The 21,269-nt window shown below is 69.4% G+C and carries 21 protein-coding genes and 3 tRNA genes; 7 read left to right on the plus strand and 17 right to left on the minus strand.

Annotation, left to right across the window (positions count from 1 at the left end):
* Positions 1-12 precede the first annotated feature (12 nt).
* The gene (locus RN743_RS14260; protein WP_310780811.1) at positions 13-1,167 is read right to left on the minus strand and encodes a DegT/DnrJ/EryC1/StrS family aminotransferase; all 1,155 of its coding nucleotides are present in this window, start codon (positions 1,165-1,167) and stop codon (positions 13-15) included.
* A gap of 22 nt (positions 1,168-1,189) precedes the next feature.
* Complete coding sequence (locus tag RN743_RS14265; RefSeq protein ID WP_310780812.1) at positions 1,190-4,447, minus strand: hypothetical protein; 3,258 nt, start codon at positions 4,445-4,447, stop codon at positions 1,190-1,192.
* 120 nt (positions 4,448-4,567) lie between these two features.
* Here RN743_RS14265 and RN743_RS14270 point away from each other — a divergent pair, with 120 nt between their 5' ends.
* A complete protein-coding gene (locus RN743_RS14270) occupies positions 4,568-5,425 on the plus strand; it encodes an ABC transporter six-transmembrane domain-containing protein (RefSeq protein WP_310780814.1) in 858 nt (285 codons plus the stop codon).
* A gap of 9 nt (positions 5,426-5,434) precedes the next feature.
* On the opposite strand, the gene RN743_RS14275 is transcribed toward RN743_RS14270, so the two are convergent.
* Genes RN743_RS14275 through proC form a run of 3 tightly spaced genes read right to left on the minus strand, consistent with a single transcriptional unit; the run spans position 5,435 to position 8,958 of the window.
* The gene (locus RN743_RS14275; protein ID WP_310780815.1) at positions 5,435-6,865 is read right to left on the minus strand and encodes an amidohydrolase family protein; all 1,431 of its coding nucleotides are present in this window, start codon (positions 6,863-6,865) and stop codon (positions 5,435-5,437) included.
* Positions 6,866-6,911: 46 nt separating this feature from the next.
* Complete coding sequence (locus RN743_RS14280; protein WP_310780816.1) at positions 6,912-8,114, minus strand: DUF819 family protein; 1,203 nt, start codon at positions 8,112-8,114, stop codon at positions 6,912-6,914.
* Positions 8,115-8,133: 19 nt separating this feature from the next.
* Positions 8,134-8,958, minus strand: coding sequence for a pyrroline-5-carboxylate reductase (proC, locus tag RN743_RS14285; RefSeq protein ID WP_310780817.1), 825 nt, complete (start codon positions 8,956-8,958; stop codon positions 8,134-8,136).
* Positions 8,959-9,181: 223 nt separating this feature from the next.
* Between proC and RN743_RS14290 the strand changes: the two genes are divergently transcribed.
* Positions 9,182-9,559, plus strand: coding sequence for a TM2 domain-containing protein (locus RN743_RS14290; RefSeq protein ID WP_310780819.1), 378 nt, complete (start codon positions 9,182-9,184; stop codon positions 9,557-9,559).
* Positions 9,560-9,588: 29 nt separating this feature from the next.
* On the opposite strand, the gene RN743_RS14295 is transcribed toward RN743_RS14290, so the two are convergent.
* The 7 genes from RN743_RS14295 to RN743_RS14325 all read right to left on the minus strand — a co-directional run bounded on the left by RN743_RS14295 (position 9,589) and on the right by RN743_RS14325 (position 14,064).
* The gene (locus tag RN743_RS14295; protein ID WP_310780821.1) at positions 9,589-10,029 is read right to left on the minus strand and encodes a TA system VapC family ribonuclease toxin; all 441 of its coding nucleotides are present in this window, start codon (positions 10,027-10,029) and stop codon (positions 9,589-9,591) included.
* The gene (locus tag RN743_RS14300) at positions 10,026-10,262 is read right to left on the minus strand and encodes a DUF6364 family protein (protein WP_343219046.1); all 237 of its coding nucleotides are present in this window, start codon (positions 10,260-10,262) and stop codon (positions 10,026-10,028) included. Before RN743_RS14300 ends, RN743_RS14295 begins: the two co-directional genes overlap by 4 nt.
* 124 nt (positions 10,263-10,386) lie before the next feature.
* On the minus strand, positions 10,387-11,652 hold the full coding sequence (gene fabF / locus RN743_RS14305) for a beta-ketoacyl-ACP synthase II (protein ID WP_310780823.1): 1,266 nt from the start codon (positions 11,650-11,652) through the stop codon (positions 10,387-10,389).
* Between the two features lie 154 nt (positions 11,653-11,806).
* A complete protein-coding gene (locus RN743_RS14310; protein ID WP_310780824.1) occupies positions 11,807-12,232 on the minus strand; it encodes a type II toxin-antitoxin system VapC family toxin in 426 nt (141 codons plus the stop codon).
* An 11-nt stretch (positions 12,233-12,243) separates the two neighbouring features.
* On the minus strand, positions 12,244-12,486 hold the full coding sequence (locus RN743_RS14315; protein ID WP_310780826.1) for a hypothetical protein: 243 nt from the start codon (positions 12,484-12,486) through the stop codon (positions 12,244-12,246).
* Between the two features lie 153 nt (positions 12,487-12,639).
* Positions 12,640-12,723, minus strand: a tRNA-Ser gene (locus RN743_RS14320).
* An 87-nt stretch (positions 12,724-12,810) separates the two neighbouring features.
* Positions 12,811-14,064 carry a 6-bladed beta-propeller gene (locus tag RN743_RS14325; RefSeq protein ID WP_310780827.1) on the minus strand — a complete coding sequence of 418 codons (1,254 nt, stop codon included), beginning with the start codon at positions 14,062-14,064 and terminating at the stop codon, positions 12,811-12,813.
* Positions 14,065-14,250: 186 nt separating this feature from the next.
* On the opposite strand from RN743_RS14325, the gene RN743_RS14330 reads away from it, so the two are divergent.
* Positions 14,251-14,700 (plus strand): hypothetical protein, encoded by a 450-nt coding sequence (locus RN743_RS14330; RefSeq protein ID WP_310780829.1) that lies wholly within the window; start codon positions 14,251-14,253, stop codon positions 14,698-14,700.
* A gap of 44 nt (positions 14,701-14,744) precedes the next feature.
* Here the strand turns inward: RN743_RS14330 and RN743_RS14335 are convergent.
* The 4 genes from RN743_RS14335 to RN743_RS14350 all read right to left on the minus strand — a co-directional run bounded on the left by RN743_RS14335 (position 14,745) and on the right by RN743_RS14350 (position 16,747).
* Positions 14,745-14,817: transfer RNA gene (locus tag RN743_RS14335), tRNA-Gly, on the minus strand.
* A 45-nt stretch (positions 14,818-14,862) separates the two neighbouring features.
* Positions 14,863-14,936 (minus strand) — tRNA-Val (locus RN743_RS14340).
* Between the two features lie 115 nt (positions 14,937-15,051).
* Positions 15,052-16,056, minus strand: a complete 1,005-nt coding sequence (locus tag RN743_RS14345) for a radical SAM protein (protein WP_310780830.1) — start codon at positions 16,054-16,056, stop codon at positions 15,052-15,054.
* A gap of 4 nt (positions 16,057-16,060) precedes the next feature.
* Complete coding sequence (locus RN743_RS14350; RefSeq protein WP_310780831.1) at positions 16,061-16,747, minus strand: hypothetical protein; 687 nt, start codon at positions 16,745-16,747, stop codon at positions 16,061-16,063.
* Between the two features lie 136 nt (positions 16,748-16,883).
* Between RN743_RS14350 and RN743_RS14355 the strand changes: the two genes are divergently transcribed.
* Both RN743_RS14355 and RN743_RS14360 read left to right on the plus strand, forming a co-directional pair.
* Positions 16,884-17,123: a zinc ribbon domain-containing protein gene (locus RN743_RS14355; protein WP_310780832.1), complete on the plus strand. Its 240-nt coding sequence runs from the start codon at positions 16,884-16,886 to the stop codon at positions 17,121-17,123.
* Positions 17,120-17,929 carry a TrmJ/YjtD family RNA methyltransferase gene (locus RN743_RS14360; RefSeq protein WP_310780834.1) on the plus strand — a complete coding sequence of 270 codons (810 nt, stop codon included), beginning with the start codon at positions 17,120-17,122 and terminating at the stop codon, positions 17,927-17,929. The genes RN743_RS14355 and RN743_RS14360 overlap by 4 nt, the downstream gene beginning before the upstream one ends.
* A 13-nt stretch (positions 17,930-17,942) precedes the next feature.
* Here the strand turns inward: RN743_RS14360 and rho are convergent, their stop codons facing one another.
* Positions 17,943-19,307 carry a transcription termination factor Rho gene (gene rho / locus RN743_RS14365; RefSeq protein WP_310780835.1) on the minus strand — a complete coding sequence of 455 codons (1,365 nt, stop codon included), beginning with the start codon at positions 19,305-19,307 and terminating at the stop codon, positions 17,943-17,945.
* A gap of 396 nt (positions 19,308-19,703) precedes the next feature.
* Here rho and RN743_RS14370 point away from each other — a divergent pair, with 396 nt between their 5' ends.
* On the plus strand, positions 19,704-20,306 hold the full coding sequence (locus RN743_RS14370) for a sulfocyanin-like copper-binding protein (RefSeq protein WP_310780836.1): 603 nt from the start codon (positions 19,704-19,706) through the stop codon (positions 20,304-20,306).
* A gap of 31 nt (positions 20,307-20,337) precedes the next feature.
* Positions 20,338-21,264, plus strand: coding sequence for a proline dehydrogenase family protein (locus RN743_RS14375; RefSeq protein ID WP_310780837.1), 927 nt, complete (start codon positions 20,338-20,340; stop codon positions 21,262-21,264).
* The last annotated feature ends 5 nt before the right edge of the window (positions 21,265-21,269 follow it).

The raw sequence follows: 21,269 nt of genomic DNA on the forward strand, positions 1-21,269 counted from the left end.
CTCGGTGTGGTTTCAGAAGCGGGGTGTCAGAACTTTCGCGAACGCGTCCACGACATCCTGCATCTGGGCAGCCCCCGCCAGCAGCACCTCGTGCTTGATCCAGACCGTCGTGCGGCACAGCACCTCGCACACGGGCAGCCCGGGCTGGAGCGGCTTGCCGTAGCCGTGGTGTGCCGGGATTCCCTCAGCCCGCAACGCCTCGATCATCCAGCTCTTGTCCCGGCCGTCGCTCGAGCCTGCCCCGAGCCGGGATTCGTCGATCCGGACCATGAAGACGTGGCAGCCGTGCGCGGTGATGCGCGGGTCCGGGTCCGGCGTGCGCAGGCCGTCGATGTCGGCGAGACCCTTCGCGAGCGCGTCCATGGCCTGCCGGCGGATGGCCTGCTCGGCGGGGAGGCGTTCCAGTCCGGCGAGGAGCAACGCCGCCTGGAACTCGGTCATGCGGAGGTTGAGTCCCACGTCGGCGTGCTCGTGCCGGCTTCCCTCCGGATCGCGGCCGCAGTCGTGCCACGACCACGCCCGCCGATAGAGCGCCTCGTCGCTGGTGAGGACCATTCCGCCCTCGCCGGCCGTGAGGTTCTTGCTCGACTGGAAGCTGAACGCGCCCGCGTCGCCCAGGGTGCCGACCGCGCGGCCGCGCCAGCTGGCGAGCCACGCCTGCGCGGCATCCTCGATGACCCGGAGGCCCCGGCGGGCGGCGATCTCGTTCACGCGATCCATGTCCACCGGGCGTCCGCCGATATGAACGGGCAGGATGGCCGTCGTGCGCTCCGTGATCGCATCCTCGATCCGCGCCGGATCCAGGTTGTGCGTGCCGGCCGCCACGTCGGCGAAGGCGGGAACCGCGCCCAGCGACCGGATCGCGTGGGCCGTCGCCACGAAGCTGTACGGGCTCGTGACGACTTCGTCGCCGGGCTGCACGCCGGCGGCGACGAGCGCGGCCTGAAGCGCCATTGTGCCGTTGCAGCAGGCCACGGCGTACCGGGCGCCGTGCAGCGCGGCGAAGCGGGCCTCGAGCTCCGGGACGGCCCCGCCGCCCAGCCCCCAGCGGCCGGACTCGAGCACCTCCGTCAGGGCGCGCCGCTCCGCCGCCCCGGAGCGCGGCCACGCGGGCCACGGCGCCGTGCGGACCGGGGTGCCGCCGTCGATCGCCAGCCGGCCGGTCATGCGCCAGGAAACCGCGCGCGGCCTACGAGACGGCGCGCGGCCGGCTCCGTGCGATGATCGCCGGGACGCCCGAGTCCCGCGCGAGCTGGTTGAACGCGTCGAGCATCTCTCCGAGCACCCGCGAGAGGGCGGCCTCCTCCACCACCCACTCGGCCTCCAGGTCGCCCCAGCGCTCCAGCACGCCGGCGCGGGGAGGCAGGTCGGAGCCATCCACCTCACCCATGAGCGCCGCCAACTGCATGTTCAGCAGCCCTTCGTAGGCGACCATGTCCTGCTGCGCCGCCCGCCGCTTCTGGAACAGACGGTCTTCCAGCACGGTGATCGAATCGGCGAGCGCGGCGCCCGCCGCTCCGAGCGCCTCCGCCCCGGAGAGGCCGGCCTCGGACGCCTGCCCGACTACCGCGTTCACCTGCGCGCGCACGTCCCGGATGTCGTTCAGACCGGTGTGGAGGTCCACGATCGCCCCGAACACCGACTCCAGGAAGCGCCCGTTCGCGGCGAAATCCGTCTCGGAAATCGCGATCCGCGGATCCCCGCGCACCTCGAAGGGCCGGGTCTGTGCCGGCGCGTCGCCCACCGTCAGGCGGGCGCTGTACGCCCCCGGCATGACGCGGTAACCGGGCGCGTCTCCGAAGAAGGCGTACGACTCCGCAACCCGCGGCCCACTCTCCACGCGCAGGTCCCAGTACACCCGATTGTGCCCCGGCGCGGCGGGCGCGCGCGAGTGCCGGACGCCCAAGGCCGTCGTTGCCGTATCGGTGGTGAACGTGCGGATCACCGCGCCCCCCGCGTCGAGGATCTCCAGCACGAGCGAAGAGCCCGGCGAGTCCGGCGCTTCCCCGGCTCCCGGCTCCCGCGGCGGGGCGTCCACGACGTAGTCGATCGCCACGCCCGGCGTCTTGTTCTGTCCCGATGTCGTCGGGCCCACGGGGCCCCCGAGCCCCGCGCTCACGCGGTACGCCGTGGAGGGCGTGTAGAGGTAGTGCCCATCCGCCGCCTCGGCCTCGGCGTGCTGCCGCAGCGGAGCGAGGTCGTCGAGCACCCAGAAGCCGCGCCCCTGCGTCGCCACGGCGAGATCCCCCGCCTGCACCTGCAGGTCGGTGATCTGCGTGAGGGGCATGTTCAGGTCCAGGCTCCGCCACGAGGCCCCGTCATCGAAGCTCACGTACATCCCGAGTTCGGTCCCGGCGTAGAGCAGCCCGCGGCGCGCGGGATCCTCGCGCACGACCCGGGCCCAGGCGTCGGAGCGGTCCGCCCCGATCCCGGCGTCGATGCGCTCCCAGCTCTCGCCGTAATCCGCGGTCGTGTAGATGTAGGGCGCGAAGTCGTCGAACTTGTAGCGGGCGAGCGTGATGTAGGCGCCACCCGGCTCGTGCGGCGACGGGTCGAGGGAATTCACCATCCCCTCCGGCATCCCGTCCGGCGTGACGTCCATCCACGTCTCTCCGTTGTCGCGCGTCACGTGGACGAGGCCGTCGTCCGCTCCCACCCAGATCGTCCCCGCCTCCAGCGGCGACTCCGCCATCGCCATGATCGTGTTGTAGACCTCGCCTCCCGCGGCCTCGTTCGTGAACGGCCCGCCCGCCGCCACGTGCTTCTCCGGCTCGTTCCGCGTGAGGTCGGGCGAGATCTCCTCCCACGTCACCCCGCGGTCGCTCGACCGCAACAGGTGCTGCGCCCCGTGGTAGATCACGCTCGGGTCGTGCGGCGACACGACGACCGGACCGTTCCAGTTCCAGCGGTAGCGCATGTCCTCGGCATCCATCCCGAGCTGGAACTGCGGGTACGCCTGCACGCTGCGCGCGGAGCCGAGTTCCGTGTCCAGCTCCGTGATGATCCCCTGGATCGACGTCGCGTACAGGTAGCGCGGGTCGTCGGGATCGAAGGCGACCCAGGCCGATTCCCCGCCCCCCGCGTCGATCCAGTCCTTCCAGCCCAGCCCGCCGGCGTGCGTCGCCCAGCCCAGCATGCCCACGCTCGTGTTGTCCTGCTGTCCCCCGTACATGCGGTACGGGAACCGGTTGTCCACCGCGAGCCGGTAGATCTGCGCCGTGGGCTGGTTCTCCTGCGTGGACCAGGTCTCGCCGCCGTTGAAGGTGACCGTCCCTCCCCCGTCGTTGGCGGAGAGCATGACCTCGCTATCGAACGGGTTGATCCACAGGTCGTGGTGATCGACGTGCGGCGTCTGGATCGTCTCCCAGCTCCGCCCGCCATCGATCGACTTGAGGAAGGGCGAGTTCATCACGTAGACGGTCTCGCGGTCCAGCGGGTCCGCGTACAGCTCGATGTAGTACCAGGCTCGCCCGCGCAGCTGGCGCTCCGAGCTCGTCAGCGACCAGGTGTTCCCGCCGTCGTCCGAGCGGTAGACGCCGTCCACGTCCTCGTCCGCCTCGATCAGCGCCCACACCCGGTCGGGGTCGGCCGGAGACACGTCGATCGCCGTCTTCCCCATGAGATCGGGCAGGCCCGCGTTGATCTCCTCCCACGTGTCTCCGCCGTCCGTCGACTTCCAGAAGCCCGAGCCGGGCCCGCCGCTCCGGATGTACCACGGCTCGCGGTCGTGGTCCCACATGGAGGCGTAGAGGATGCGCGGGTTCGTGCGGTCCATCGCGAGGTCCGAGGCGCCCGTGTTCTCGTCCACGTGGAGGACGAGTTCCCAGTTCTCGCCGCCATCCGCCGAGCGATAGATCCCCCGATCCGGCGACGGCGCGAAGGGCGACCCCTGGGCGGCGACGTAGACGAGATCCGGATCCCGGGGATGCACGCGGATGCGGGAGATGACGCGGGTGGGGGCGAGGCCCATGTGCCTCCATGTGCGGCCCGCATCCGTCGAGCGGTAGACGCCGTCGCCGTGCGAGGTCGTGACGCCGCGGATCGAGTGCTCGCCCATCCCGACGTACACGACGTTCGGGTCGGATTCGGAGACGGCCACCGCGCCCACGGACGAGGTGCCCACGAAGCCGTCCGTCACCGGATGCCAGCTGATGCCGGCATCGGACGTCTTCCATACGCCGCCGCCCGCCGTCCCCATGTAGTACGTGAGACGGTCGCCGGGGACCCCCGCCGCGGCGACGGCCCGCCCGCCGCGGAACGGCCCCACGTTGCGCCACCGCATCGACTGGTAGAGCGCGGTCTCGGCCTCCGCATCGCCGGCCGGCTCCTGGATCGGGGCTGTCGCGCGCGCCTCCGCCGCCGGCGCCGCAAGGATCAGCGCCACGAGGAAGCCGCGCGCGCGTCGCGAGAGGTCGGGGAGAGGGATTCTCAAGTCGATCGAGCACATGGGAGCGGACCTCCGAGGTTGGCGTGTCGGCACCGGGGCCGACCCCGTTTCATATTGGGCGCGAAGAATAAGCGGTTCCGCAGCGCCGCCGACAGAATCCCCAGCCCAGGCAGAGGTCGCATGGACGTACTGCTGAAGCGTTTCGCCGGGCGTCTCACGCTCACGCTCTCGCTGGTCGTGCTGGAGTCCGCCGGCTGGCTGCTCTTCCCGCTCGTCATCGGCCGCGCCATCGACGGCGTTCTCGCGGGCTCAACGCGGGGTCTGTACGAACTCGCCGGACTCGGGATCGGGACGATCTTCATCGCGATCGGCCGCCGGGTCGTCGACAGCCGCGCCTATGCCGGCATCTACGTCCGGCTGGGCGAGGAGATGGTCGCCTCCACCGCCGAGCGCAGCACGTCGACCCGGACGGCGCGGCTCGGGATGCTCCGGGAGATCGTCGAGTTCTTCGAGCACTCCCTCCCCCAGCTCATCACGAGCGCCATCGGGCTCGCCGGCACCGTCGTGATCCTCTCGACGTTGAACGTTCCCGTGTTTCTGGGCTGCCTCGCCGTCGCCGTCGCCACGGGCATCCTGTACGCGCTCACGGGAAAGTTGACGACGCGCTACAACGAGGGGCTCAACGATGAGCACGAGCGGCAGGTCGACGCCGTCGACAGCGGCGATCCCGTCCGCCTCGGCGAGCACCTGCGCGCCATGACGCGGTGGAATATCCGGCTCTCCGACCTCGAGGCCGGCACCTTCGGCATCAACTGGGTGCTCATGATGGGCCTGCTGGTGTTCGCGGTCGGCATCTCGGCGGAGCGCACCGTCGAGTACGGCGCCGTGTTCGCCATCGTCATGTACGTCTTCCAGTTCGTGGAATCGCTGATGGCCCTCCCCTTCTACTACCAGCAGTGGCTGCGGCTGCGGGAGATCTCGGGCCGGCTGGCACGCGTCGGCGCCGAGGCCGGCACCGAGGCCGGCGCCACGCCGTGACCGCCGGACTCAGTCGCGGCGGATGGCCTGGCCGGGGAGGGCGGTCTCGATGAGTTCCGCGTCGCGGACCACGAAGGTGCCCGCGACGAGCACGTGCTCGATCCCGGACGACGGCTCCGTGGGCGACTGGAAGGTCGCGTTGTCGATGACGGTGGCGGGGTCGAAGACGGTGATGTCGGCGTCCGCCCCGACCCGGATCCGGCCCTTGTTCGCCATCTGCGGCACATAGGCGTCCAGCCGCTGCGCCGGCATCAGCGTCATCTTCCGGAGCGCGTCCATGAGGGTGAGGAGACCCTCCTCGCGCACGTAGCGGCCGAGCACGCGGGCGAAGGTCCCCGCCCCGCGCGGATGTCCCTGGCCGTTGACGAACGGAACCCCATCGCTCGCCACCATCACGAGCGGGTGGGCGAGCGCCAGTTCGAACATCTCCTCGGGAATGATGTGGGCGATGATCCGGCCGCCGGCCTCTCGCCGCTCGTTGAACGTCTCCTCCGTCAGACGTTCGCCCGTCGCGTCCCACTCGATGTCGCTGAAGTCGCCCCCGAGCCGCTCCCGCCAGCCCGGATCGAAGATCGCGGCCCGGATGTCGGTGGAGGCCGCCGTGTAGGGATAGACCTCGGTCGTCACGTCCAGCCCGCTCGCCTGCGCCCCCTCGATCATGGTGAGGAGCGTCGGCACCTGTCCGAGGCCGCTCGATCCGATGTGGACGATGTGGACCCCGCCCCCCGTCGACGCCGCGTTCGCGATCATCTCGTGCACGGCCTCGATCGAGCTTCCGGGTTCGACGAGTCCGGCGTAGCGGACGTGGACGAAGCTCGTCACGCCCTCTTCCGCCGCGAGCTGGAACAGGCGGTGGATCTCCTCGCGCCGGGCCCCGGGCGTGTACTCGATGCCGAAGCCGAGGCCGAGCGCGCCGCGTCCGAGTTCATCGCGCAGCCGGCTCTCCATGACCGCCACCTGCTCGAGGTCGGCGGCGAGCCGGACCGCTTGCCTCTGCCCGCCGAGGGCGAGTCGGCGGGCCGCCCCGTGCGAGGCGGTGGCGCCGTAGTGGATGGCGGCCTGCCCTTCCCGGCTCGCGTACCACTCCTCCACGTCGCCGGTGCCGCCCTCCAGTTCGAGCGCGGTCGTGACCCCGTCCTGCGCCTGCAACTGGCTCGAGAAGAGGTCCTGGCCGTGGGCGTGGAGGTCGATGAACCCCGGCGCGACGACGAGACCGGACACGTCGACCACGGTCTCACCCTCCAGCGGAGACTCTGAAATCGCGGCGATCGTCCCGTCGCGGATCCCGACGTGGCGCACCGCGTCGAGACCGGACTCGGGGTCCATCACGCGCCCGCCCGCAAGGACGAGGTCGTAGCTCTGAGCCGCCGCGCCGGAAACGGTCGAGGCGAGGGCCGAGACGAGGGCGGCGGCGATGGCGGTCAGCGTTCGGAACTGCATGGGGAGGGCCCTCCGTTCCTGGTTCCGTATCATCAGGGCAACGGCTTCATCCGAGCAGCGCAGGGAGCACGCGCGCGACCGTCAGTCCGAGGAAGGTGCCGGCGGCGTTGCCCAGCGACCCGATCAGGACGGCCGGGAGCACGAGATCGCCGCGCCCGAGGCTGCGCGCCAGCGCGAGCGCGGAGGTGCCGCCGCCCACGTTGGCCTGCGACGCCACGGCCGCGATGTCCACGTCCAGCCGGAGGAGTCGGGCCGCGCCGAAGGTGATGAACCCGTGCACGACGACGATCGTGAGGGTGAAGACGAGGAGGGCCAGGCCGAGCGGGCCGATGTCGGCGAGCGCCCGCACGTCGCAGTGGGCGCCGATCACGCACAGGAAGAGGTAGACGGAGAACAGGCCCAGCGTGCGGCTGCCGGCGAGATCCGCGATGGCCCGGAACTGGGCGAGGATGAGAGCGATCACCGTGAGGATCAGGATGTCGGGGATCGGGAAGCCCATGGCCGCGGTCCAGGCCTCCAGCCGCTGCGAGGCCCACAGCGTCCCGAAACCGATCGCGAGGACGAGGGCGAGATCGACCGGGTGCACGCGCTCGGTGTCCTCGTCGACTCCGAGGTCCGGGGCCCGGTCGGCGGAACCCGGCGCCGCGTCCGCCGGCCCGACCCAACTCCGGACGGACTTCGGCCAGTGCGGCCGCAGCCAGCGCGGAATCGCGATCGTCGCGGCCATCCACACGGTCGTCATGATCGAGTCCACGGCCGACGCGCCGCCGAACAACACGCCCTCGCGCATGACGTCGTATCTGAGCGCGACCGCGTTGAAGTTCACGCTGCCGCCCGTGTAGGTGCCCGTGAACATCCCCCCCAGCGGCCCGAACAGGGGACCGATCCGCTCCGGCCCGTCCACGAGGGCCATGCCCGCGATCACCCCGGCCACGGTCCCCAGCGACCCGATGAGGAAGAGCGTGATGATCGGCAATCCGGCGCGGAGGATGTCGCGCAGGTTGACCTTCAGGAGGAGCCACACGATCGCGAGTGGGGCAACGGTACGGAAAATCGCGTCGTACGCCGGTACCGGGTTCGTATCGGTCGAGGAGGTCGGAAGCAGGCCGAAGTTCGCGATGATCGCGGTGAAGATGATGACCATCAGCGCGGTGCCGCCGTGCCGCAGGAAGCTCCGGCGCACGAGCCATTCCGTCCCCGCGATGACGAGGCACAGGACGGCGACGATGTAGAGCGTCTGCGCGGTCACGGCGGGCCCCGATCAGTCATCAGTCATCGGCATAGAGCGACTCGGCCTTCACGGCGGAGGTCGTGATCCCCTTGATGAAGGCGGAGGAGAAGCCGCGGTGCTCCATTTCGTTGAGGCCGGCGATCGTGCAGCCGCGCGGCGTCGTCACGCTGTCGATCTCGCGCTCGGGGTGACGGCCCTGATCCCGGACGAGGGCCGCGGCGCCGAGCGCGGTCTGGGCCGCCATCCGGAGCGCTTCGTCGGGGTGGAAGCCGATCTCGATGCCGCCCTGGCAGGCGGCGCGCACCGCCCGCAGGAAGAACGCCACGCCGCAGGCGCAGAGGGCCGTGGCGGGCACCATGTGCTCCTCCTCCACGACGAGCGTGGCTCCGACGGCCCGGAACAGCGCCGCCACGCGGTCGAGGGCCCCGGCGTGGGCGGGTTCCGCCGCGAGACACGTCATCGACTCGCGCAGCGCGACCGCCGTGTTGGGCATGGCGCGAACGATCGCCACGTCGGGGCCCATGTGCCGACGAATCGCCGCGATCGACGCCCCCGAGACGACGGACACCAGGAGGTGGCGCCCGGCCTCCACGTGCGGGGCGATCTCCATCAGCACCGCATCGAGGGCCTGTGGCTGGACCGCGACGATCACCGTGTCGCAGGCGGTCACGGCGCCCGGATTGTCGGACGACACCGGGAACCCCCGTCCCGCGAGATCCGCTACCCTCTCCGTGTGGCGGCGCGTGACGTGGACCTCCGCCGGAGCGTGCGAACCCGCGGCCACGAGTCCCTCGGCGATGGCGCGCCCGATATTCCCCGCGCCGAGGATGGCGACGCTGGCGGACGATGTCGGGTGGCGCATATCGAAGCCTCTTCGCGTGTTTCGGAAGTGTGGTCCGCGCGGGACTTGTGCTGGCCAAGCCCGGCGACCCGTGGCAAAGCCGCGCTGCCGGCGCGAGGCGCATTGTCGCCCGCGGGCCGCACGACCCGCAAGGCGTTGCCGCCCGAGCGGCGCTCCGGTGTCGCCGGGCCCGGGCCACGCTGCGACATTGGCGGTATCCCCTGCCGAAAACGGAGGCCGGAAGATGGATCGTCGGATGGTCGAATACGAAGCGAAGAAGCAGACGCCGCTCGTGGCGTACATTCTCCTCGTGGTGTTCGGCGTCGTGGGCGCCCACAACTTCTATCTCGGACGACGCGGACAGGCGCTGGCCCAACTTCTGTTCTCCGTCGTCATGGCCGGCGCCATGCTCTGGCTCTTCGTGGGCTTCGCGTCAGCCGAAATGGCCGATGTGTCGGGCGGGTTCGACGACTTCGTGCGCCGCGCGTGGACCTTCTACGCCATCGGCATCGTGTGGGGCGTCGGCACCTTCGCCTGGCTCGTGGCGAACGCGATCGAGGTTCCAAAGCTCATCGCGGACCACAACGTCCAACTCCACGCCCGCCTCTTCGGCACCGAGTAACCACCCGCTGCAATCGCGGGAACGGGGCCTCAGGACCCCGCTCTCTCGAGATAGCGCGCTTCGAGGCCGTCGAAACGCTCGAAGTCGCGGTCGTTGGTGAGAATTGCGGAGATCCCATGCTCCCGGCACAGCGCGGCGGTTTGCGCGTCGAACAGCAGATTCCCCCGAGCGGCGGCCCCGCGGGAAGTGGCGGCCAGCAGATCGAGGAAGCCGGCGCCGGGCAGGACGACGCGGCAGCTCGGCGAAGCGACGACGCCTTCGAGGAAATCCACGGCCTGCTCCAACGTCGACGGTGGGCTGAAGACCCGCCTGTGGGTGACGACCCGCAGAAATTCCACCGCGCAGAAGATGGGCAGGCCCCAGTGAGCCGCGCCCTCGGCGAGCGTAATCAACTCCCGGGCAGCGACCGTGTGAAATTCGATCTCGGCCCGATGCGCATAGATCAGAACGTTGGTGTCGACGGCGATCACGAGCGATCCAGGACATCGTAGAGCGCCTCTCGATCGGAGATGTCGACCTTGGGCGGTGCGTCCCCCTGCACCGTCTTGAGTTCAAGTTTGAAGGCCGGATCCTTCCGGCGGTCGTCCATCAGTTTCGTGCGCAACGCGTCCTCGACGAATCGGGTTAGCGAGATGCCCTCGTGTGCCGCTCTCATTTTCGCTCTCCTGAGAATCTCATCGTTCAAGTTAAGCGTGGTTTTCATCGGACTCTCAACCGGGCTGCGGACCTGTGATATGGTAGAACCATACGATTGATGCCATATATCTGGCAAATAATCGACCAAGCTCGTCGGACATGCGTGGCGCGAACGGTGCCGCGGGTTGGCGCTACTCGCCGTTCCAGCGGCGGATTGCGAGGCAGGCGTTGTGCCCGCCGAAGGCGAACGAGTTGGAGAGGGCGACCGGGACAGGGCGCTCGATGGGGCCGCCGTGGGCGTATTCGAGATCGCACTCGGGGTCCGCCTCCTCGAAGTTGATCGTGGGCGGGATGACGCCGTGCCTGCAGACCATCATGGAGATCACGGCCTCGATGGCCCCGGCAGCCCCCAGCGGGTGACCCGTCATCGACTTCGTCGCGCCCACCACCGTGGATCGCGCGTGTTCGCCCAGCACTTCCTTGATCGCCTTCGTCTCGGCGGCGTCCCCGACCGGCGTCGCGGTCCCGTTCGCGTTGATGTAGCCGATGTCGCCGGGTGCGAGGCCGGCGTCTTCGATCGCCTGCTGCATGGCCAGCCGGGCGCCGACGCCATCCGGAGCTGGAGCCGTCATGTGATACGCGTCCGCGCTCTGCCCGAAACCGACGATCTCCCCCAGGATTCGTGCGCCGCGCGCCCTCGCATGCTCGAGTTCCTCGAGAATCAGCATCCCGGAGCCCTCCCCCAGCACAAAACCGTCTCGCCGAGCATCGAAGGGGCGGCAGGCCTTCTCCGGGTCGTCGTTGCGCGTCGACATCGACCCCATCGACGCGAAGCCGGCGACCGCGAGCGGAGTGATGGCGGACTCCGTGCCCCCGGCGATCATCACATCCGTCTCTCCCCGCCGGATCGAGCGGAAGGCGAGGCCGAGCGAGTGGCCGCTCGACGCGCAGGCGGACACGGTCGCGTAGTTCGGGCCGCGCGCCCCGTACACGATGGACAGGAGTCCGACCGTCATGTCCGGGATGAACATCGGGATGAGCAGGGGGGAGACGAATCGCGGTCCCTTCGACAAGAGCTTCCTGTGCTGCGCCTCCAGCAACGGGAGCCCGCCGACGGCGACGCCGACGACGACCCCCGTCCGATCCGGGGGCAGGTGGGCGAGCCCATCGCCGAACCCCGCCTGTTCCATGGCCTGGGAGCCCGCGGCAATGGCGAGCTGCAGAAACCGGTCCGCGCGGCGCGCCCCCTTCCTGTCCAGGTACTCAAGGGGATCGAAACCCTTCACCTCACAGGCGAAGCGGACGGCCTGACCCGAGGGGTCGAAGAGCGTGATCGGACCCGCGCCGCTCACGCCCCGGAGGAGCGCGTCCCAGGTCGAGTCCACATCGAGACCGATGGGCGTAACCATCCCGACACCCGTGATGACGACGCGCCTCGTTGCACCGGTGTGGATCAAGCGAATGCTCCTCCCGCCTCTCGTCTGGTCTCAGGACGGAAAGATCCCGTCATGGCATCGTGGGATCGACCTCATACCGCCCCTCATCCCGTGTTGGGGGGAGATAATACGGCGACGCGGAAGGCCTGACATGGGGAGGCTTCGGTCGTGGCGCTCAAGTCCCGCCCCAGGGATCCACGATCTCGATGCCCATGCCCTCGAAATCACGAACGTTGCGCGTCGCCACCGCCATGCGGCGGGATGCCGCAATCGCCGCAATCTGACAGTCCGCGGGCGAAACGGGACGCCCGGAGGAGCGGCGCCTGGCCGCAATGTGGCCGTACGCGCGAGCGGCATCGCTGTCGAAGGGGAGCACCCGGTCCTCGAAGGCATCCCGAAGCATGGTCTCGACCTCGAACAACAGCGTGTCGCGACGGCGGCCCACCGGGAGGAGCGCCACGCCGTAGCGCAACTCCGCCTCGCTCACCGCGGAAAGGAACAAGTCCTCCACGAAATGGCCCGAGGCCCAGGCCGCAACGGCGGGCTCGGGCGACTTCCGGATCAGTTCGGAGACGACGTTCGTGTCGAGCAGCGTGGTCATCGCCCGCGGGCTCACTCGAAGGAAGGCGGCTCGCGCCCTGACTCCCGCGGTGGCAACTCCAGGTCCACGCCGTTCGATGGCCCGAAGTGCGAACGGATGATGCTCGTGAGATCTCTGGATCTCGGTGCAGGTCCGACGGCCTTGCGCAGGATCTGCCTCACCTCTTCTTCCATGGAACGGCCTTTACCCGCCGCGCGCACGCGCAGGCGGGCCCGTATGTCGTCGTCAAGGTTACGGATGGTGATGTTCGCCATGCTCCATGCCTCCTGATGGCGACAAGAGTAACGGCCTGCTAGCGTTGATAGCAATCCGGAGGGTGGGGGTGGGATTGGCTCGCTTCGCTCGCCGAGCTCGCTCCCTTCGGTCGCTCGGTTCGAACCCACGTGGGCTTACGCCCTTCTTCAAAACGGAGGGGGTGGGATTTGAACCCACGTGGGCTTGCGCCCGCCGGTTTTCAAGACCGGTGCATTTAGCCGCTCTGCCACCCCTCCGGATGACGCTGTTACCCGCGCATCGAGGCTCCGCGCCGAGGGCAAGGTAATGCGCCCGGAGCCGCGATTCCATTAAGGTCGGGCGGTTCAGGTGTCGGGGGGGAGGGTGATTCGGTAGCGGACGACGCGCTGGATGCCGAGGTCGTCGCGGCTTACGGCCCACACGTCGTCGCCATCGAACACGGGGAAGGGGTTGGCGGAGAAGTCCTCGGGCGGATTCACGGCTCCCAGGTAGGTCCCGTCGGCTTCGAATACATCGAAGCGGAGCGGAGAGCGCCACACGAAGGGCGTGGAGAACGGGCTCTCCGGGTCGTGGTCCTCGTTCTCGACCTCCTGCGCCTCGGTGGCGACCCGCACCCATATCCGGCCGTCCCGTCCGGGGTAGAGCCCGGTGAAGGGCGGCTTCGTGTCCGGGATGGAGGGTCCGTCCCACGTCCAGCCCGGGACGGTCATTCCGATGCCGCGCTCGGTCTGGGCGCGGGCATGCTCCGCTTCGCGCGGGAAGACGCGGGCGGGCTCGTGCGCGCGCTCGATTCGGAGGACGCCATCCGAAAACCCCAGGTCGATGGCATAGTCCGACGAGATTCCGCTGACGAAGTGTCCGCCGGGGTGGACCACCCAGATCGCCCGCGGCGCGAACGGGACTCCGTATGTCGCCCTCGCACCGTCTCTTTCTCCCGTGACGGTCTCGCCCTCGAAGTCGCCGTGCGGCGGCGCCACCGTGTCGCGGGGCGCTCCATCGGGGTCGAAGACGGCCAGCAAGGCGCGGCCGAACCCGGTCGCTACGGAAGGGTCGCGGGCCGCCACGTACATCCTCCCCCGACCATCCGTCCACAGCGGCTGGTTCGAATAGAAGGCGGGGACATAGGGCCATTCCTCCAAAGACTCCTCGTCGGGGCCGTAGACCTGCAGGCGCGCATTGCCCGGATCGCGCACGACGATCCGCCGGTCGGGAAGCACGGCCATGGCCTCGGGCCGCTGCAACTCGCCGGGGCCCTGTCCGGGCCCGCCCAGCGTCCGCATGTAGCCGCCCTCCGGGCCGAATACGCGGACTTCCCGGGCCTGCTGGTCGAACACGTAGACGTTGCGGTCGTCGTCCACCGCGATGGACCCGATGCGGCCGAAGAGATATTCGTCGGGGCCCTCCACCTCGCCGATCGACAGCTCCGGAACGAGCGTCGCGTCCCCGCCCCACACGCTCCCCGACAGGGTGCGAACGACGACCGTGTCGCCGATCCTGTCGGTCACCACCTGCGGGCCGCGCGCGACCTCGGTGCCGGTGCCACAGGCGGCGAACGCCACCGAGAGCACCGCGAACCATGAAACTCTCATCGCCTGCATCGCTTGCCTCCCGGACCGGACGCACGAGTGCGCCCCCCTCCGACGCGTGAGGGCGCTCCCCGTAGAAACCACCGCCCGAGGATAGGTTGTCCGGTGCCGCGGCGACCGGCACCTTCGAGCTTCGCATTGAAGAAACGTTTCAGATCGGCGGCGGCGTTGCGGGCGGTCGCGTGAGGGAGAGAAGCGATGACGAGGATCGGACGGTTCCGGGTCGGACTGGCGGGGATTGTAGCGGCCGCGGCGATGGCCGCCTCCTACGCGGCCGTGCAGGCGCAGGAGTCGTGGCTCGTCGGGACGTGGGAAGCCACCGCGGATATGCCCGACATGCCGGGAGCCCCCGCAATGTCAATGACCTGGACGGTCGAGATGGCGGAAGATGGCACCTACGCGGGAAGCTTCACGCTCGCCGCGGCGGGACAGAGCCGAACCGAGGAAATGTCCGACATCTCGGTCGACGGAGACGCCTTCAGCTTCACGGTGCGCATCGAAGAGCAGGGGCAGGCGGGCGAGTTCGTCTTCGAGGGGACGATGGCGGAGGACGAGGTCAGCGGCACCTTCGAGGCGGGTCCGGAAGGAATGCCGGCCATGATGACGGGAACCTTCTCCGGCGCCCGGGCCGAGGGAGACGGCGCCTGACGCCGGCAGCCCGCGCCTGACGCCGGCGGCCCGCGCCGGGAAAAAGCGGGCGACCGGTCTCGAACCGGCGACCTTCAGCTTGGGAAGCTGACGCTCTACCAACTGAGCTACGCCCGCGCGCTGCCGTTTTCTGTGATCGTGTGCTGCAATCGTGTGCTGCAATGGGGCGGGAGGGACTTGAACCCCCGACTTCTGCGATGTGAACGCAGCGCTCTGGCCAGCTGAGCTACCGCCCCGAAACGGTCCCCTCAAAGGGCCAGCGATGTTACCCCGCGACCCCGTCCCGTGTCAAAGCTGCGGGCTGCTGGTGCAGGCGGCCGGTGCGCGCCCCCCGGCGGATCTCCCGGCGGGTCAGGCGCGCCAGGGGGCGAGCAGCTTGAAGAAAGCGTCGGAGTTGTCCTGCACGAACTCCTTGAAGCTCTTCTCGGTGTTGGCCCGCGTGGAGATGTAGCACTGCTGGCACGTGTTCTGCTTCGTGAACTTCTCCAGCATGTCCTCCTGACGGTCGAAGTACGCCATCACCATCGCGCACGGCGTGAGCCGGCCGTCGGGGTTGATGACGAGGAAGCGGCGTCCCGCCTGGCACCCGGGGATCCCTCCCTCCGTCAGAAACCGGTGGAATTTCCACAGCACGCGAGGCGTCGTGTAGACCGGATAGCCGGCGTTGCGGAGGTCGATGACCTCCTGCAGGCTCTCCGCCAGTCCGTCCAGCCCGTCCCCCTCGATGAGCCCGTCCCGATCCTGCACCCGCAGGTGCGTGTAGACGGAGAAGTTGATCGGCACGCCCCAGTCCTTCGCGACGCGCACCATGTCTCCGATGTCCCGGTAGTTCCACGCGGTGATGCACACGTTGAGCAGGATGTCGTCCGTGTCCGTGCTCTGGCGGCGGATCTCGGGCACCACGCGGGCCATGCGGTCGAACAGGCCGGGGATGCGGCGGAACTCGTCGTGCCTTTCGTCCGGGAAGTCGAGCGAGGTGGACAACTGGTGCATCCCGCTGTCCTTGAGGCGGAAGAAGCGTTCCGGCGTGAGGTTCGACGCGTTCGTGACCACGATCATCCAGGGCAGCCCGCCCTTGTTCGTCATCGCATCGACGATGTCGTACACGTCTCCGCGCGCGAGCGGCTCTCCCCCGGAAGCGTGCGACACGACGGGCCGAAGCTCGCGGCAGATCGCCGCGTAGTCCTCGGCCCCGAGGCGCTCCTCCTTGATCGGCCCGCCCCAGTTGCAGTGCCAGCAGTTCGCCGTGCAGGCGTGCGTGATCTCGAACGAGACGGAGAGCGGCTTGTTCCGGATCCGGTTCCGGATGCCCCGGGCGAGCATGCGTGCGGCCATGGCTCCGGAGATGTTCGGCATCCGTTCAACCCCTCCATCGCTTGACCCCCGCGGGGACGGCCTTCACGAGGTACATCGCGAAGACCACGGCGACGCATGCGATCAGCACCCAGTTCGGGATCGGAATCGTGGCTCCGAGTAGAGCGAGAAGGTAATAGCGGGGAAAACGGGCGACCACCAGCGCCGCGACCCACTTCCACATGGGATACCGGACCGAGAACGCCAGGAACTTGAAGGGGAAAAAGGGGATGGGCGCGAAGCCGGTCGCCACGATCGTGGCGAAGGGCCACCTCATGAACCAGGAGATCGCCGTCCGGTAGAACCTCTTGCGCTTGTAGGCCCGGATGTTCTGGAGGTTGAGGAGGGGGACGAAGACGAGGTGATCCATGATCCCCGCGATGGCCGTGCCCAGCGTGGCCCACGCGGCGGCGAGCCACAGGTCCGCCACCTTCCCGAAGTAGATGAGGACGGGCTCGTGGGGGAAGACCGAGATCGCCGTGTTCGCCGGGATGGAGTAGAAGGCGAGATACAGGTAGCTGTCGGACTGGAAGTCGCGCAGGAGGAGGATCGAGGTCGTGAGGCCGATCGCGATCATCAGCCCGCCGCAGATCCAGACTGCCGGCCCGAGGTGCGTCCGGTCCTCCGCCTCGGACCCGCCGCCGACCGCGCCGCCGGCCGCGTTGCCGACCCTGTCGATCCGGTCCTGCCCCAAAACCGCTCTCCACCGTAGCTTTGTGTGCCGCGGCACGGCCGTGTTCCGCTGAAACTACCGTCACCCGGCCCGCGGTGCTCCGGGCGGGGCGCGCGAAGAGGAGGATCCGATCGGCGACCAGCGCGACGACACCCGGATGGACTGCCCGGAGTGCGGCGACCCCGTGGGGCGGTCCGACCAGACCTGCCAGAAGTGCGGCGAGCCGTTGTCGTTCGCGCCCAATGAGGTCGGCGTGCACTGCGCGGTCTGCGGCGACGCGATCGGCGCCTACACCGAGACCTGCCCGGTCTGCGGCGAGACCGGCTATCCCGCGCTTCGTCCGCGCCGCGGGCGCAAGTGGAAGGGCTCGCGCCCGGACGGTCTGACCCGGGCGTGACCGGGGGGCGCGCCCGGCTCGACCGGACATCCATCGTCCTCCACGAGCCACAGGATGTCGTCAACGTCGCGCTCGTGGTTCGCGCGATGAAGAACATGGGGCTGTCGCGTCTGCGACTCGTGAACCCCGCGGAGTTCGATGCCTGGCGCATCACCGGGATCGCGCACGACACGGAGGACGTCGTGGAGCGCATCCGCATCTTCGACGACCTCCCGTCCGCCCTCGCCGATGCGAGCTACGTGCTCGGCGCGACCGCCCGCCGCCGCTCCACCCGCCACGAGTGGTGGAGTCCCGAGGGCGCGGCGACGGAATTCACCGGCCCCGCCGGAGGGCGCGAGGGGCGGCTCGCCGTCGTGTTCGGCCGCGAGGACCGAGGCCTCTCCAACGAGGCGCTCGACCTCTGTCACGGACTCGTGTGCATCCCCACGAACCCGGACCACACGTCGATGAACCTCGCCCACGCGGCCGTCATCATCTTCTACGAACTGCGGAAGGCCGCGCTGGGCCCGGCCGACTGGGAGGCGCGCGACCTGCAGGGCAAGCGGCGGCGCCGGACCCCGCCGGCCCTGCACGGCGAACTGGAGGAGTTCTTCGGTATCTGGGAGCGGGCGATGGGGGAGGTCGGCCTCTTCCACGGCATCGACCCGGCGCCGAAGATGCGGAGCTTCCGCAACATCTTTCAGCGCGCGGAGCTCGACCAGCGTGAACTCGGTCTCATCCTCGCCGTGGCGTACGAGGCGCTGAACTTCGCCCGGAGAGAGAAGAAGCGCGCCCGCGAGCGCGCGGAGGCGGAAGCGGAAGGCTAGCTGCGGCGGGCTGCTAGATCCGCTGGCGCAGCTTCGAGACGAGTTCCTCGTTCGAGTCGGTCTGCCGCATGAGGCCGAGGACTTCCTGCATGGCCTCGACGGGCGGATAGGTGCTGAGTTCGCGCCGCATCGCCTGCGCGACGAGGAGTTCGTCGTCGCTCATCAGGCGTTCCTCCCGCCGCGTCGCGCTGGAGTTGAGATCGATCGCGGGAAAGATCCGGCGGTCCGACAGGTCCCGGTCGAGGACGAGTTCGCTGTTCCCCGTCCCCTTGAACTCCTCGAAGATCACCTGGTCCATGCGGGAACCGGTGTCGACGAGCGCCGTCGCGACGATCGTGAGCGATCCGCCGCCCTTGCTCTCCGGGACGCAGCGCGCGCTGCCGAAGAAGCGCTTCGGCTTCTCGAGGGAGTTCGCGTCGATGCCGCCCGTGAGCGTGCGGCCGCTTCCCTCCTCCGTCGTGTTGTACGCACGCGCCAGCCGCGTGATCGAGTCGAGGATGAGGACGACGTCCTGCCCCATCTCCGCGAGGCGCCGCGCGCGCTCGAGCGTGATCTCGGCGACCTGCACGTGACGCTCGGCGCGGTGGTCGAAGCTCGAGGCGGTGACCTCGCCGAGCCCCGTCGCCTCCATCTCCGTCACTTCCTCCGGACGCTCGTCGACGAGGAGGATGAGGATCGTGGAATCGGGGTGGTTCTTCGAGATGCCCTCGGCGATCGCCTGCAGAACCATCGTCTTGCCGGCCTTGGCGGGCGCGACGATGAGCGACCGCTGACCCATCCCCATGGGACAGATGAGGTCGATGATCCGGTTCGTGTAGTCGGGCTGGCCGCGGCGCTCGAGCCCGCACTCCAGCCGCAGACGCCGGTCGGGGTGCATCGCGCTCAGGCGGTCGAACTGCCGGCGCGGTCCGAGTTGGTCGGGGGGGTGGCCGTTCACGGTGTGGAGATACCGGAGCGGGGGGCTCTTGCCGGGGCGTGGAGGGCGCCCGGCCTGGCCGCAGATCTCGTCTCCCGTCCGCAGGTCGTAGCGGGAAACGATCTTCGGGCTCACGTAGATGTCGTCGTCGCTCGGGGTATACCCGGCGTGCTGGCGGCGGATGAACCCCGTGCCGTTACCGAGCCGCTCGATGAGCCCCAGGTAGCCGTCCTTCGGACCTTCCGGAACTTCGGCTACCGCAGCCTGCTGGCCGGACTGCTGCGGCGGCGAGCCCTGTCCCTTCCGGTTGCGGCGTCCGCGCGAGCGGCGGCGCCGGTTCCGGCCCTTTCCGCCGTGGCCACCGGACCCTTTGGCCCGGCCCCTGGACGGTCCCTTGCCGCCGGGCTGACCTCCGCCCCCGCGCGGGGAGCCGCCGCGGGGCTGTGGTGTGTTGTTCGTCAATGCACCAACTCTTTGAATCGAGGGGCGTCGGGAAACGGGGGGTTGTCGTTCAAGGAGCGGATCTCGCGCCTTGCAGCCCGTGGCCAGGAACGTCTGGCCGGCGCAAGGGTCGTGGCGACCATCGAACGGGGGTCCCCCGGAATCGCCTGAATGCTAGTGTCGTGTCCCGGAAATACGCGAGCTACCGAGAGTGCACCAGTATGGGGCGCATCCGGGGCTCGCGCCAGTTTCCCGGCGGTTCCGCCGGCGCGCGCCGCCATAGCCGGGGGATCGAGATCCTGTATATTCCGGGCGCTCCGCTCGGCCCGGCTCGGCAGGCTCGCGACGGGCCGGGGGGACGCACCCCCGACGCATGCCTTGGGAATCTCATCACGGAAGAACTCTGGAGCAAATAGAATGATGAAGCGATCGACACTACCGGCTTTGGGCGCGTTCGTCCTGTTCGGATGCGGCGGCGGCGAGAGCGACCAGCCATCCCCGGCGCCGGCCCCCGCCCCGGCTCCCGCCACGGCTTCCGCCACGGAGGCGGCCGCGGCGGCTTCAGGTGCGATGGCCGTGGACTGGATCTCGGTGGACGACGGCGCGCGCACCGTGACGATCGACCTCGTCGCGGGCTCGACGGACGTGAACAACCGCTGGAACTTCAACGGCTACGCAAACGGCGAAGCCACGGTCGTCGTGCCGGTCGGATACGCCGTTACCGTGAACTTCGAGAACCGGGACCCCGTCAACTATCACAGCTTCAGCGTCCTCCAGCGGGCCGCGAGCTACCCCGCGATCTTCGATGACGCGACGCCCGTCTTCGAGGGCGCGGTCACCTCGAACGCGACTTCGATGACGGAGGCCACGGCCCCCGGCGGCGGCACCGAGAGCATCAGCTTCACGGCCTCCGCCGCCGGCGAGTACGCGCTCGTGTGCCCCGTTCCGGCTCACGCGGTAACGGGCATGTGGATCGGGTTCGACGTCTCCGATTCGGGCGAATCCGGGTTGCGGAGCTAGTTCGAGGGGGGACCGGCCGCGTATGGAGACGATGCGGAAGGTGCTGCTGTGGGCTTCCACGAACCGGTGGCTGTCGCAGCGCCTGCCGGAGCGCCGTTTCGTGCGGCGCGCGGTGCGCAAGTTCATGCCGGGCGAGACGCTGGAGGACGCGCTCGGCGAGGCCGCCCGCCTGAGGGAAGAAGGCGTTCCCACCCTCGTCACCACGCTGGGAGAGAACGTCGAGACCGCGGAGGAGACCCGGGAATCCGTCGCCGAGTACGTGCGGGCCATGGACCTGGCGGAGGAGATGGGGCTCGACCTGGAGGTCTCGATCAAGCCCACCCACCTCGGACTCGACCAGGACCCGGACCTGGCGGTGGAGAACGTGGGGGAACTCGCGGCGCGCGCCGGAGGTCCCGAGGGTCGCGGCACGCTCTGGATCGACATGGAGGGGTCGTTCTACACGGAGGCGACCCTCTCCCTCTACCGCGCGGTCCGGCACCGGCACGTGAACGTCGGGCTTTGCATCCAATCCTACCTCCGGCGGACCGCGGACGACCTCGAATCGATCATGGAATTCGGCCCTCGCATCCGGCTCGTGAAGGGGGCGTACGCGGAACCGGCCGAGATCGCCTTTCCGGACAAGCGGGACGTGGACGAGAGCTTCCTGGCCCTCGCGCGGCGCCTCATCGACCACCTCGGGAGCGGAGGAGATGGCTTCCTCGGGCTCGGGACGCACGATCCGGCGATGATCGGGCCGCTTTCCGCGGACGCGGGGGCGGCGGGTCTCGATGGCAGCCGGTTCGAAATCGAAATGCTGTACGGGATCGGACGGCGGGAGCAGAGGAGGCTCGTGGGCAACGGAACCCCACTGCGGGTGCTGATCAGCTACGGGGGGGCGTGGTTCCCGTGGTACATGCGTCGCCTCGCCGAGCGGCCCGCGAACGTGTGGTTCGTCGCCCGCAGCATGTTCCGCTAGGACGG

This window comes from Candidatus Palauibacter scopulicola (assembly GCF_947581915.1).
GTDB classification, from domain to species: Bacteria; Gemmatimonadota; Gemmatimonadetes; order Palauibacterales; family Palauibacteraceae; genus Palauibacter; species Palauibacter scopulicola.